Here is a 12,967-nt window from a genome sequence, read left to right as displayed (position 1 = left end):
GCATGGGAAAGAAAGGGCTGCTCATTGCCTTTGAGGGCATCGATGGCACCGGCAAGACAACCCAGATCCGTCTGCTGGCGGAAGCCCTGCGTGGTCGCGGCTTCAGCGTGGTGGAAACCCGGGAACCCACGGACGGCGAGTACGGCCAGAAAATCAGACGGTTGTATAAAAACAGGAATAGTGTTACTCCAGAAGAGGAACTGGCGCTTTTTCTGGCCGACCGCCGCGAACATGTGCGGCAGGTGATCGCGCCTGGCCTGGCCAGGGGAGAGGTGGTGCTCACGGACAGGTATTATTTTTCCACTGCCGCCTATCAGGGCGCGGCCGGCCACGATCCTGGCCAGATCATCGTTGCCAACGAATTGTTCGCCCCGCGGCCCGATCTGGTCATCATGCTGGAGGCGCCGGTCGCCCTGGGGGTGCATCGGGTCCAGAAGCTGCGGGGGGAGAGCCTGAACGACTTCGAACAGGAGGAAATGCTGGCCAGGGTGGCGGAGATTTTTGCCGGCCTGGACGGGGAGTATATCCGGCGCATCGACGGCAGCGGCGATGCGCAAAGCGTACATGCCAAGATCATGGAACAGGTGGCGCCGCTGCTGGCGAATGGAAAATGAGAATTTCCGTGCAGATCGATGGAACGCAACCGCTTTTGGGAATCAGGGGAGAGGCCGTATGTTGAAACGCCTTCTGTTTTTGCCGGTATTGGCCTTGTTGTGCCTTTCCTGCACTCCGGCCATGCAGGGGGAGGTGGGGCCGGCCCAGCCTTCCTATGCGGCGGAACTGGAGCCGTACGACGAGGCCCTGGACAGGGGCTGCTCCTACTTCAACTTCCTCTGGGGGAAATCCGCGGAACTTGAAGGCCGCCTCGAAGAGGCGGTCTATGCCTATAAGCAGGCGCTGCTCTGCGACCGGCGCGCCGATTATGTGATGCGCTCCCTGGCCATGCTCCTCATCAAAACCGGGCAACGGGACCAGGCCATCGAGTGGATCAACAAGATCATCGCGCAAAACCCGAAGGATACCGGGGCCCGCGCCCTGCTCGCCAATCTGTACAGTGTCATGGAGCGGCCGGAAGAGGCGGCGGCCATTTATAACGCCATCCTTGCCGAGGAGCCGCAGAATTTCAATGTGATGTTGCTCCTCGGCGGGCTCCATGCCCGTTTCCGCCAGTACGACAAGGCGAGGCAGGTCCTGGAAAATCTGGTCGCCACCAATCCGGACTCCTATGCAGGCTTTTATTATCTGGCCAAGCTCTATCAGGAGATGCGCCTCTACCCCCAGGCTTCGGAAGCCTTTGCAAAGGCCCTTGTCCTGAACTGGTCGCCGCTGCTGGCCTATGAGGCGGCCGATCTTTATGAGCAGGAGGGGCGGTTCGCGGAGGCCATTGTCCTCTATCGACGGATTCTGGAGGAGGATCCGGCGGACGAGCGGGCCCGGGGCTACCTTGCCACGGTCTACCTCAAACAGAACAAGCTGCCCGAAGCGTTGCAGGAGCTTGAAGAGTTGCGGGCCGTAAGCACGGATCCCGAAAAGATCGATCTCACCATCTGCCGCATCCTTATCGACAACGAGCAGTACGCCGAGGCGGTCAGGCGCCTGAAGGCCATTCTCAAGAAGAACCCCAAGGCGGAAGGCGCCCGCTCCATGCTGATCCTTTCCTACTATCAGCAGGGAAATCTGGCCGCGGCCAAGAAAATTCTCCAGCAGGTCAAGCCGGGCGACCATGCCTACGAGGAGTCGTTGTTGATGCTTGTTCGGATCCTGCAGGATGAAAAGGATTTCAGCGGGGCCGAAAAGGTGTTGCGACAGGCCATGGCGGATCCGGCGAGCCGGGTGCTGAATTTTTACGTGGCCCTGGCCGATATTTATCACCAGCAGGGAAAGGCTGAAAAAGCCGGCGAGGTGTACGGGAAGGCCTTTGCCGATTTCCCCGGAGACGCGGCGCCCTATTACGAGTATGCCCTCTTCCTGCACCACCGGATGAACGACATCCCCGCCGCCCTGCGACAGATGGAGGAGGTTTTAAAACTTGACCCTGAGCATGCCCATGCCCTGAACTATGTGGGGTACAGCTGGGCCGACGAGGGGAAAAACCTCGACCAGGCCAGGGAATATATCGAAAAAGCGGTTTCCATTTTGCCCAAGGACGGTTTTGTCCGGGACAGCCTGGGCTGGGTCTACTACAAGCTGGGGGAATACGCCAAGGCCGTGGAGGCTCTGGAGCAGGCCGTGGGCATGTCCCCGGAGGATCCCACCATCCATGAACACCTCGGCGACGCCCATGCGAAGAACAACGACTATGACGGCGCCCGCGACGCCTATACGAAATCCATCGAGCTGTATCAGGAGGAGGAGAAAAAGGCGGTCGTCCGGGGTAAGCTTGATGCGTTGCCCGCCGGCGGCGGCCTGGACGACAAAGGCAAATGAAGCGGCCGGTAATTTTGCTTTTGTCGCGGTTTCTTTTGCTGGTTTTCCTTTTGCTGGCAAGCGGCTGCGCCACCCTGCCGGCGACCCGGCCCCTGGCCGGCCCTGAGCAGGAGCGCGCCGCGACCCTGTTTCTCGAGACGGTGGCCCGTCAGGAGGCTTGCGGCTGCTGCCTTGACGTCCAGGTGCAGCTGGTGCTGCGCTCGGTGCTGCAGAACGGCAGCCTTACCGGTTATCTGCAGGCCATGTCCCCTTCCTTTCTCAAGTTTGTCGGCATCAATCCCCTGGGACAGCCCCTCCTGGTGATGGCCACGGATGGGCGTTTCTTCCGGTCGGTGGTGGTGCCGGCGGCAAAGGGATACGAGGGGGAGGTGGGCTCCTCTCTCTTTAAGAAGTATGCGCCGGAAGGATTTGACCCCGCGCAGGGGTTTTACTGGCTGACCGGCCGGTTGCCCGGCAAGGGGCTGCGGGTGTTCTCGGTGGCCCGGGATGCCGAGAGCGGCGGCCAGTGGCTTGAGGCGGGGTATCCGGGCGAGGAAATGCGCCACCATCTGCTTTTTGATCCTGTCGAGCAGGTGATCCGCCGCCATCTCCTCGTCGACGATGGGAGGATCGTCATGGCTGTCCGCTACAGCCACTATCTCCGCTGGGGCGATGCCGAAAACGGCTGTGTGCTGCCGGGTTTCATCGCTGTCGAGGACAGCGGCAAGAGCGGCGCGACCATGGAAATAACCATGAGCGACTGGCTGCGGGCGCCTGGCTTTGTCGAGGAGGACTTCAGCGTCAGCCTGCCCCCTGGTTTCGAACGGGTCATTATCAAGTAGCTTTTTTTCCTTTTTCAGCGTAAGTCTCTTTTTTTCACAGCGTTGGCAAGGCATCTTCGCAATAAAAAATCCCCGGCCTTGCGCCGGGTTGCCATGGGTATTTCATGCGTATCGAGATTGATTCCCTCCTCCCGCAGGTGCAGCAGCCCAGTCGCTACGGCGGCAATGAATTCAATGTGATCCGCAAAGAATGGGATAAGGCGGCGCTCCGCATGGTCCTGGCCTTTCCCGATCTTTACGAAATAGGCATGTCCCACCAGGGGCTGCAGATTCTCTACCATCTGGTCAACGGCCGGGAGGATCTGCTGGCCGAGCGGGTATACGCGCCGGACCGCGACCTGGAAGCGTTGTTGCGCGCCCATGACCTGCCCCTCTTTTCCCTGGAGTCCCGGCGGCCCCTCGCCGAGTTCGATGTGCTCGGCATCACCCTTGCCTACGAGCTTTGCTACAGCAATGTCCTCACCATCCTCGCCGCGGCCGGCATTCCCTTTCGCAGCGCGGAGCGAAGCGAGGCGTATCCGCTGGTGATCGGCGGCGGGCCCTGCGCCTTTCATCCGGAGCCGGTGGCGGATTTTTTCGATGCGATCCTCCTGGGCGACGGCGAGGAGGCGATCCTCGAAATGGCGGATGCCCTGCTGGCCGCCAGGAAAAACAGGGAAGGGCGGTGGGAAACCCTGCTGCGCCTCAGCCGGATTGAAGGGGTGTATGTCCCTTCCTTCTTTGCCCCCGAATATGACGGCGAGGGTGATTTTTCCGGGATCAGGTCGCTTGTCCCCGGTTATACCGAGGTGAACCGCCGGATTCTCGTCGATCTGGAAAGCGTCGCCTTTGACCAGCCTCCCCTGGTGCCGCTCACCCGCATTGTCCATGACCGTCTCGGTCTCGAGATCGCCCGGGGCTGCACCCGCGGCTGCCGTTTCTGTCAGGCCGGCATGATCTACCGGCCGGTGCGGGAGCGCAGCCCGGAAAAGATCTTCCAGCGGGCGGTGAAGGGAATCGCCGAGGGAGGCTTCGAGGAGCTGGCATTGCTTTCGTTAAGCACCGGCGACTATTCCTGTCTGAGCGACCTGCTGGTTCGGCTGATGAACACCTTTGTCAGGGAGCAGGTTTCCGTCTCCCTGCCTTCGCTGAGGGTCGGCACCCTGACCCCGGAAATCATGGAGCAGATCCGACGGGTGCGCAAGACCGGCTTTACCCTGGCGCCCGAGGCGGGTACCGACCGGCTGCGCCGGGTGATCAACAAGGGGATCAGCGAGGCCGACCTCCTGGATACGGCCGAGGCTGCCTTTGCCCTGGGCTGGAAGCTGATCAAGCTCTACTTCATGTTCGGCCTGCCCACGGAAAGCGAGGAGGATCTGGCGGCAATCCCGGCCCTGGCCCACAAGGTGCTGCACACCACCCGTTGGGGAAACTGCAAGGTGACGGTGAGCGCGGCCACCTTCGTCCCCAAGCCGCATACGGTTTTTGAGCGGGAGCCGCAGCTTTCGGTGGCGGAAGGCCACCAGCGCGTCGATTTCCTGCGGGCCCGGCTCAAGGGCCGGAATTTTCAGCTGAAGTGGCATGACCCGCGGATGAGTTTTCTTGAAGGCGTCTTTTCCCGGGGCGACCGGCGTCTGGCCCCGGTGCTGGAAGAGGCCTGGCGGCGCGGGGCACGGCTCGACGCCTGGGGCGACCATTTTGATATCGGGCTCTGGCTCGCGGCCGCCGAGGCGTGCGGAGTCGAGCTTGAGACCTATCTGCGCAAAAGGCGGGCCGACGAGCCGCTGCCCTGGCAGCACCTCAAGGTCGGGGTGCGGGATGATTTTTTTGCCGAGGAGTACGCCAAGGCGCTCCATGAGGAATACACGCCGGACTGCCGGGTGCATGGCTGCCAGAAGTGCGGGGTTTGCGACCTGAAAAGGCTCAAGCCCATCGTGCAGGCGAAAAAGGCGGGCACGACCGGGCCAATCTCCGTCGCCGGCGCGCCGGCGACGGCAGCGGCGACCCCGGCGGGGCAGGAGAAGGAGGGCGCGCCGCCCCCCCGATTTCTTTATAAATTGAATTATTCGCGCCTGGATAATGCCAGGCTTCTCAGCCATCTGGAGCTGCTGCAGGTTTTTTTCCGGGCCTTCCGCCGGGCCCGGGTGCCGCTCAATTTTTCCAAGGGCTTCAACCCCACCCCCAAGGTTTCCTTCAGCCCGGCGCTGCCTTTGGGCACCGAAAGCCTGGCCGAGTTCGTCATTATCGAGCTGTCCGAGCCGCTTGCGGACCTTGCCGGTTTTGCGGCGGAAATCAACCGTCAGCTCCCGGACGGCCTGCGGGTCAACACGGTGCTGCTTGCCGGCAAGGAGCACGTCGGGCAGGTGGCCACCACCTATCGGATCGGTCTCGCCGCAATGCCCGGCAAGGGGGAGATCGCAAAGGTGCTGGCGCGGGAAACCTTGCCGGCCGTGGTTGTCCGCAAGGGCAGGGAACGGGAGATCGATCTGCGGCCGCTTCTTGCCGGCCTTGGGCAAAGCGCGGATGGTCAGCTTGAGCTGGTCATGCTCAGCGCCCCGGGCCAGCCCGGCGTCAAACCCCTGGAGATGGTCGCCGCCCTCTTCGCTTTACCGGCGGCGATGCTCATTTCTTCTCGGGTCTTGAAAGTAGGAAGCGAACCGTATACTATTGCGCAATAATTTGTTGGGAGCGCAAGGGAATATCAGGCCCGCCAAGCTCCCTCTGCCGGCTTTTGGCGCCGGGGGCGCAATTTCCGGCTTGCCCGCGATGCCGCCGGCAATACTTTGTCGGCGGTTTGAGCAGCCCCTTTTTTGCCTGGAACGACAAGGGAAACAGCCTGTTTCCTTTAATAATTTTTTCAAGCGAGCGTGTCCGCCATGTCCACGGAACTGTTGATCAATGCCACCCCCTATGAGATCCGGATTGCCCTGCTGGAGCATGGCAATCTGGTGGAATTCTATCTTGAGCAGCCCCGGGAGAAGGGGCTGGTCGGCAACATCTACCGCGGCCGGGTGGTGCGGGTTCTGCCCGGCATGCAGGCCGCCTTCGTCGACATCGGCCTTGAGCGCACCGGCTTCCTTTACGTGGACGATGTCCATATCAGCACCGACGAGTTCGAGAAGCGTTTCGCCAAATGCGACCGCCACGATGATGGCGCGGGCAGCGGCTGCTGCGGCAACGAGCCGCCCGAATCCCTCTGCCGGCGGACCCCGGGGCTCAACATCGAGGATCTGCTCAGCGAGGGCCAGGATCTTTTGGTGCAGATCTGCAAGGAGCCCATCGGCACCAAGGGGGCCCGGCTTACCTGCCATATCACCCTGCCGTGCCGAAATCTGGTCTTCATGCCGATGACCGATCACATCGGCATCTCCAGAAAGATCGAGGACGAATCCGTCCGGCAGCAGCTCCGCCAGGACATTGAAAATCTGCGCCCGGCCGGTACCGGGTTCATCGTGCGGACCGTGGCGGAAAACGCCACCAACGAAGATCTCGAGGCGGATATGGAATTTCTCCTCCACACCTGGAGCGAGATCCAGGATATCGCCACCAGGGCGGCGGTGCCCAGCCTGGTCTACGAGGATCTCGACATCACCCTGCGGGTGGTGCGCGACATTTTTTCTCCCGAAGTGGACCGGGTGGTGGTGGACGACCGCAAGACCTATGGCCGGGTGCTCCGTTTCGTGGAGACCTTTGCCCCGCGGCTGCAGGGCAGGGTGATGGTTTCCGACAGCGATACCCCTCTTTTTGACGCCTATGGCATCGAAATGGATGTGAACCGGGCCCTGGATAAAAAGATCTGGCTGCGCTGCGGCGGCTACATTATCATCGAAACCACCGAGGCCCTCACCGTGGTCGACGTGAACACCGGCCGCTACGTGGGCAAGAGCGGGCTTGAGGAGACGATCTTCAAGACCAACATGGAGGCGGTCAAGGAGATCGCCTACCAGCTCAGGCTGCGCAACATCGGCGGCATCATCATCATCGATTTCATCGACATGGAGGAGGAAAGCCACCGGGAGGAGGTCTTCGCCGCCCTCAAGGAGGCCGCGAAGAAGGACAAGAGCCGGATCAACATCCTCAAGGTTTCCGAATTCGGCCTGGTGCAGATGACGAGAAAGCGCAACAGGGAGGATCTCTCCCATATGATGTGCGAGCCCTGTCTGTACTGCCACGGCGAGGGCATGCTCAAGTCGAGCCGCACCATCTGCTACGAAATCTTCCGAAAAGTGGAGCGAGAGGCGAAAAAGGTCGCCTCCGCCACCGTCGTTCTGCGGGTGCATCCCAAGGTGGCGGCGATGATGCTCAAGGAGGAGGCCGCCACCATCGACTATCTGGAAAATGCCACCGGCAAGCAGATAACCATTGAGCCGGTCAAGGAGATCCATCTGGAGAAGTATGATATTTTCTGGGGCACCGAATAGCGGAGGGCTCTGCCGGCGCGGGGCTGTTTTCTTGTCGGGCCGCAAGAAAAGCTGATTATTATCGCTTGACAATTCGGCTTATTATGGTATCAATGTCGGTTTCACCCACCCGGTGAAACGACGGTTGCCCCGGCCGCTGTTTTTGTCGGGTGTCAAAGGCGATTTTCCCCGTCTTTGCGTGGAATTGAGAAGAGTGGTTTTCCTGAATCGGCTGCAGCCCAGCCGTTTGTCTTTTTGAAGAGTTCAGTTGTTGGAGGAATTATGTACGCAATCATTCGTACCGGCGGTAAGCAGTATCAGGTAGCACCTGGTGAACGTGTCCGGGTTGAGAAACTTGCCGGCTCCGTTGGCGATACCATTGAGTTGTCCGACGTGCTCCTGGTGGCCGACGGCGAGAATGTCAAGGTCGGTCAGCCCGTGGTGGATGGCGCCAGGGTCATGGCCCGGATCGTGGAACAGGACAAGGCCAAAAAGGTGTTGGTGTTCAAGAAGAAGCGCCGCAAGGGCTATCGCGTGAAGAATGGCCATCGGCAGCAGTATACTGCGCTTGAGATCAAGGAAATTTCCGCGTAACGGAATTGAAGCACACGAGGTGTAACTGTGGCACATAAGAAAGCGGGCGGCAGCTCGAAAAACGGTCGTGACAGTAATTCGCAACGGCGTGGTGTAAAGAGGTTCGGCGGTCAGGTTGTCCGGGCCGGCAATATCCTGGTGCGTCAGTTGGGAACCAAGATTCATCCCGGTAAGAACGTCGGCCTTGGCCGTGATTTCACCCTCTACGCCATGGTGGACGGAGTTGTGAAGTACGAGGAGTTCGGTCAGAACAGAAAGAGGGTCAGCGTTTACCCCGTTGAGTCCAACTGAGCCGTAGTGATAAATACCCGGAACCCGCTGAGGCGGTTCCGGAACAAGGGGGCCTTGGCGAAACGGCCGGCAAGGCAGGTCATTTTCCGACGGCCCCCAGATAACGCCTGCCAGCTGCCGCGCGGTCTTTTCTTGCGTGCGGCAGCCCATCCGGCGGCAAAGCTCCCCCACTGACGACGACAATGGCTTTTATCGACGAGGCAAAGTTCTTTGTCAAGGCAGGAGACGGCGGCAATGGGTGCGTGAGTTTCCGGCGTGAAAAGTATGTTCCCAAGGGCGGTCCCGACGGGGGCGACGGCGGGGACGGCGGCACGCTCTTCATCGAGGCCTCAAGCCGCCTTTCTTCTCTTCTTGATTTTCGTTACAAATCCCACTTTCTGGCACAGAACGGCACTCCCGGCAGAGGCAAGAAGATGTATGGCCGCAAGGGGGAGGACTTTGTCCTGAACGTGCCCTGTGGCTCGGTTCTCAAGGATGCCGAAACCGGCGAGGTCCTTTGCGAACTGCTCAACGACGGGGACCGCTTTCTGGCGGCCCGCGGCGGCCAGGGCGGCAAGGGCAACGTCCATTTCGCCACCGCCCAGAACCGGGCACCGCGCATCGCCACCAAGGGAAACCCCGGCGAGGAACGCTGGCTCAAAATCGAGCTGAAACTTCTCGCCGACGTCGGCCTGATCGGCCTGCCCAATGCCGGTAAATCCACGCTGCTGTCCAGACTTTCCGCCGCCAACCCCAAGGTTGCTCCCTATCCCTTCACCACCGTGGAGCCGCAGCTTGGCGTGCTGCAGTTTGACGACTTCGGCTCCTGCATCGTCGCCGACATTCCCGGTCTGATCGAAGGGGCCTCCGAGGGGGCCGGTCTGGGGCATAAATTCCTGCGTCACATCGAGCGCACCCGGATCCTCCTCCATGTCATCGACGGCTCGACGCCGGATGATCAGCCTCTGCGGGAATACCGGATCCTGGAGAACGAGTTGCGCAACTACAAGGAAGAGCTGCTGGGCCGCCATCGTCTGCTGGTTATCAACAAAATAGACTTGCTTGAGGATGAAGGGCGGCTTTCCCGGCTGCTCGATCTTTTCCGTCAGGAGGAGGGGAGCACGCCGCTTGCCATTTCAGCCCTCACCGGCAAGGGGCTTGCCGGACTGAAGCAGGCCCTTGCCGACATGTTGGGTGATAGAGAGCATGAGCACGGTACTTGACCATGACGAGAGCCTGGCGCTCAGGCGCCGGTATCTGGAGAGGGTGAAAAGGGTGGTGGTCAAGGTCGGCAGCGCCGTGCTGACCACCAGGGAAGGGCTGAATCTGCCGGTGCTGGACAGCCTGGCCCAGGAACTTTTCGCCCTCAGGCAGAGCGGCAGGGAAGTGATTCTGGTCAGCTCCGGCGCGGTGGCGGCCGGCCGCCGGAAGATGAATCTTTCGGACCGGCCCCTGCTGCTCAGGGAGAAGCAGGCCGCCGCCGCCATCGGCCAGAGCAGCCTGATGCGGATCTACGAAAAAATCTTTGAACAGCTGGGGCAGAAGGTGGCCCAGGTTCTGCTCACCCACGATGCGCTCTCCCACCGGGACCGCTACCTCAATGTCCGCAACACCCTTTTTACCCTGCTGGATTGGCAGCTGCTCCCCATCATCAACGAGAACGACACCGTTTCCGTGGAAGAGCTGCGTTTCGGCGACAACGACACCCTGGGCGCCATGGTCACCAACCTGACCGAGGCGGATATCTTCATCTGCCTCACCGATGTCCCCGGTCTCTATACGGCCAACCCTGTCACCGATCCCGAGGCAAAGCCGGTTTATACCGTGCGCAGCATCAACCACAGCGTGGAGGCCATGGTCGGCAACGTGAAGAGCGCCCTGGGCACCGGCGGCATGCGGAGCAAGATCAACGCCGCGAAAATGGTCGCTGCCCGCGGCGGCTGTTCCTTCATCGGGCCGGGCCGGGCCGGTGACACCATCGGCCGTCTCTTCGCCGGCGAGCTGGTGGGCACCTTCTTCCTGCCCCAGGCGGAAAAGCTTGCCAGCCGCAAACACTGGATCGCCTATACCCTGCGGCCGCAAGGCTATCTGGTTCTCGATGCCGGGGCCTGTCGGGCTCTCAAGGAGAGCGGCAAATCCCTGCTCCCTTCCGGCATTCTCGAAGTGCGCGGCAAGTTCGGCATCGGCGCGCCGGTCCATTGCCTGAGCGAGGACGGCGCGGCCATCGCGGCGGGTCTGGTCAACTATGCCTCCGCGGACGTGGAGAAGATCAAGGGTGTAAAGACCTGCCACATCGAGAAAATGCTTGAGCGGCCCAAGGACAGCGACGAGGTCATCCACCGCGATAATCTGGTGATCCTGTAACCGTCCAATGGCACCACATCCGCTTTGTCACCGGTCGGCTCATGCGCAATACACAATTCGCCGGCCTCTTTCGCGTTTCTATGGCACTATTGAACGGTTACAACTTTGGGTGTCTGAGTTTTGGCTTTGAGTAGTTTTTTTCCATCCAACAAAGACGAGTGAGGGGGCAAGGCATGTCCATCCAGGAAACAATCAAACAGATGGCAATGGCGGCTAAAAAGGCCTCCCGGAACATGGCCAATCTTTCCACCACGGCCAAGAACAACGCCCTGCTGAAGATGGCCGAGGCGCTGCTTGCCCAGAAGGCCTATATCCAGGCGGAAAACGCCAAGGATCTGGCCGCTGGCCGGGAAAAGGGGCTGTCCGCGGCCATGCTCGACCGTCTGGCCCTTTCCGACAAGGTGATCGACTCCATGGTCGGCGGGCTCAAGGAGGTTGCCGCCCTGCCGGATCCGGTGGGCGAGGTCGGCGAGATGGTGAAACGGCCTTCCGGGATCACCGTGGGCCGGATGCGCATTCCCCTGGGGGTTATCGGCATGATCTACGAGTCGCGGCCCAACGTCACCGTGGATGCCGCCGCCTTATGCCTCAAGGCCGGCAATGCCATCCTCCTGCGCGGCGGTTCCGAGGCGATCCAGTCCAACCTGGCCCTGGCCAAGGTGTTGCAGGAGGCCCTCGCCTCCGAGCGGATCGAGGCGGCGGCCATCCAGGTCATTCCGGTCACCGACCGCGAGGCGGTCACCGCCATGCTCTGTCTGGACGAGCAGATCGATCTGATCATTCCCAGGGGCGGCGAAGGCTTGATCCGTTTTGTTGCCGAAAATTCAAGAATTCCGGTGCTCAAACACTACAAAGGCGTCTGTCACGCCTTTGTCGACGAGAGCGCCGATTTTGCCATGGCCATCAACATCGTCATAAACGCCAAGGCGCAGCGGCCCGGGGTCTGCAATGCTCTGGAAACCCTGCTGGTGCACGAAAAGATTGCCGATGCCTTTCTGCCCCGGGTGTGGGCGGAATTGCGGAAGGCCGGGGTTGAGGTGCGGGGCTGCGCCAGGACCGGGGCCATCCTGCCCGAAGTGACGCCGGCCATGCCCGGCGATTTCGGCCGGGAATTCCTTGATCTCATCCTGGCGGTGAAGGTGGTGGCCGATCTTGCCGAAGCCATGGACCACATCGTCCAGTATGGTTCGCAGCACACCGAGGCGATCATCACCAACGACTACGCCAACTCCCAGCGTTTTCTCCGCGAGGTCGACGCCTCGGCGGTGATGGTGAACGCATCCACCCGCTTCACCGACGGCGGCCAGTTCGGCCTGGGCGCCGAGATCGGCATCAGCACCACCAAGCTGCATGCCTACGGTCCCATGGGCCTCAAGGAGCTTACCACCCGGAAATTCATCGTTTACGGGGCCGGAGAGGTGCGGAGCTAGGCGCGGGGGGCATGGATCTTCCAGAACATATCGGGAGGCGGGTGGGCATCCTGGGCGGCACCTTCGATCCGGTGCACAACGGGCATCTTGCCGTTGCCCGGGCGGTGCGGGAGGAGCTCAAGCTCGATGCCCTCCTCTTCGTGCCGGCCAGCCTGCCGCCCCATAAACTCAACTACCCGATTTCTCCCTTCCGTCACCGGCTGGCCATGCTGGCCCTGGCCATCGAGGGGCGGCAGGGTTTTTTCCTTTCCGCCATGGAGGGCAAGCGGCTGGGGCCCTCCTACAGCATCGACACCTTGCGCGCGCTGCGCGCGGCTCTGCCCGCCGACACCGAACTTTTCTTCATCATCGGCATGGATGCCTTTGCCGAAATAACCTCCTGGAAGCAGTATCCGCACCTCCTCGATCAGGCGCATTTCGTGGTGGCTGGCCGGCCTGATCAATGTCCGCTTTCCTGCCGGCAGAGTGTCGCCGTCAATTTTCCGGCTTACCGGGAGGATGCGGCCAGCGGGGTCTTTCGCGGGCCGCGGCCGGGAACCATCATTCCCCTTGCCTTTCCGCCCGAGGCGGTTTCCGCCACCCAGATCAGGCAGCGGGTCGCCCGGGGCGAGGCGATCGGCGATCTGGTCCCTGCCGCGGTGGCGGAGTATATCGCCGGCCACCGTCTTTATTCGGCCTGACA

Annotated in this window: 11 protein-coding genes; all 11 read left to right on the top strand. The window is 61.3% G+C overall.

Annotation, left to right across the window (positions count from 1 at the left end; translation table 11 throughout):
• Positions 1-2 precede the first annotated feature (2 nt).
• The 11 genes from tmk (at position 3) to nadD (ending at position 12,965) form a co-directional block, all read left to right on the top strand.
• Positions 3-614 (top strand): dTMP kinase, encoded by a 612-nt coding sequence (gene tmk / locus ACUUL3_RS08370; protein ID WP_448556331.1) that lies wholly within the window; start codon positions 3-5, stop codon positions 612-614.
• Between the two features lie 58 nt (positions 615-672).
• On the top strand, positions 673-2,427 hold the full coding sequence (locus ACUUL3_RS08365; RefSeq protein WP_448556329.1) for a tetratricopeptide repeat protein: 1,755 nt from the start codon (positions 673-675) through the stop codon (positions 2,425-2,427).
• Between the two features lie 35 nt (positions 2,428-2,462).
• The gene (locus ACUUL3_RS08360) at positions 2,463-3,248 is read left to right on the top strand and encodes a hypothetical protein (RefSeq protein WP_448556327.1); all 786 of its coding nucleotides are present in this window, start codon (positions 2,463-2,465) and stop codon (positions 3,246-3,248) included.
• A gap of 104 nt (positions 3,249-3,352) precedes the next feature.
• Positions 3,353-5,905: a TIGR03960 family B12-binding radical SAM protein gene (locus ACUUL3_RS08355; protein ID WP_448556325.1), complete on the top strand. Its 2,553-nt coding sequence runs from the start codon at positions 3,353-3,355 to the stop codon at positions 5,903-5,905.
• Between the two features lie 198 nt (positions 5,906-6,103).
• Positions 6,104-7,648 (top strand): Rne/Rng family ribonuclease, encoded by a 1,545-nt coding sequence (locus ACUUL3_RS08350; RefSeq protein ID WP_448556323.1) that lies wholly within the window; start codon positions 6,104-6,106, stop codon positions 7,646-7,648.
• Positions 7,649-7,909: 261 nt separating this feature from the next.
• The gene (rplU, locus tag ACUUL3_RS08345; protein ID WP_448556321.1) at positions 7,910-8,221 is read left to right on the top strand and encodes a 50S ribosomal protein L21; all 312 of its coding nucleotides are present in this window, start codon (positions 7,910-7,912) and stop codon (positions 8,219-8,221) included.
• A 27-nt stretch (positions 8,222-8,248) separates the two neighbouring features.
• A complete protein-coding gene (gene rpmA / locus ACUUL3_RS08340) occupies positions 8,249-8,512 on the top strand; it encodes a 50S ribosomal protein L27 (protein ID WP_448556319.1) in 264 nt (87 codons plus the stop codon).
• 182 nt (positions 8,513-8,694) lie between these two features.
• Positions 8,695-9,714, top strand: a complete 1,020-nt coding sequence (gene obgE / locus ACUUL3_RS08335; protein ID WP_448556317.1) for a GTPase ObgE — start codon at positions 8,695-8,697, stop codon at positions 9,712-9,714.
• Complete coding sequence (gene proB, locus ACUUL3_RS08330) at positions 9,698-10,855, top strand: glutamate 5-kinase (protein ID WP_448556315.1); 1,158 nt, start codon at positions 9,698-9,700, stop codon at positions 10,853-10,855. The genes obgE and proB overlap by 17 nt, the downstream gene beginning before the upstream one ends.
• A gap of 173 nt (positions 10,856-11,028) precedes the next feature.
• Positions 11,029-12,285, top strand: a complete 1,257-nt coding sequence (locus ACUUL3_RS08325) for a glutamate-5-semialdehyde dehydrogenase (RefSeq protein ID WP_448556313.1) — start codon at positions 11,029-11,031, stop codon at positions 12,283-12,285.
• An 11-nt stretch (positions 12,286-12,296) separates the two neighbouring features.
• Complete coding sequence (nadD, locus tag ACUUL3_RS08320; protein ID WP_448556311.1) at positions 12,297-12,965, top strand: nicotinate-nucleotide adenylyltransferase; 669 nt, start codon at positions 12,297-12,299, stop codon at positions 12,963-12,965.
• The last annotated feature ends 2 nt before the right edge of the window (positions 12,966-12,967 follow it).

The organism is Thiovibrio sp. JS02 (genome assembly GCF_053485635.1).
This window is presented reverse-complemented; position numbering and strand designations above follow the sequence as displayed.

Coding starts and splice junctions, on each gene's coding strand:
- tmk (WP_448556331.1), top strand. CDS start 3: ATGGGAAAGAAAGGGCTGCTCATTGCCTTTGAGGGCATCGATGGCACC.
- ACUUL3_RS08365 (WP_448556329.1), top strand. CDS start 673: ATGTTGAAACGCCTTCTGTTTTTGCCGGTATTGGCCTTGTTGTGCCTT.
- ACUUL3_RS08355 (WP_448556325.1), top strand. CDS start 3,353: ATGCGTATCGAGATTGATTCCCTCCTCCCGCAGGTGCAGCAGCCCAGT.
- ACUUL3_RS08350 (WP_448556323.1), top strand. CDS start 6,104: ATGTCCACGGAACTGTTGATCAATGCCACCCCCTATGAGATCCGGATT.
- rplU (WP_448556321.1), top strand. CDS start 7,910: ATGTACGCAATCATTCGTACCGGCGGTAAGCAGTATCAGGTAGCACCT.
- obgE (WP_448556317.1), top strand. CDS start 8,695: ATGGCTTTTATCGACGAGGCAAAGTTCTTTGTCAAGGCAGGAGACGGC.
- proB (WP_448556315.1), top strand. CDS start 9,698: ATGAGCACGGTACTTGACCATGACGAGAGCCTGGCGCTCAGGCGCCGG.
- ACUUL3_RS08325 (WP_448556313.1), top strand. CDS start 11,029: ATGTCCATCCAGGAAACAATCAAACAGATGGCAATGGCGGCTAAAAAG.
- nadD (WP_448556311.1), top strand. CDS start 12,297: ATGGATCTTCCAGAACATATCGGGAGGCGGGTGGGCATCCTGGGCGGC.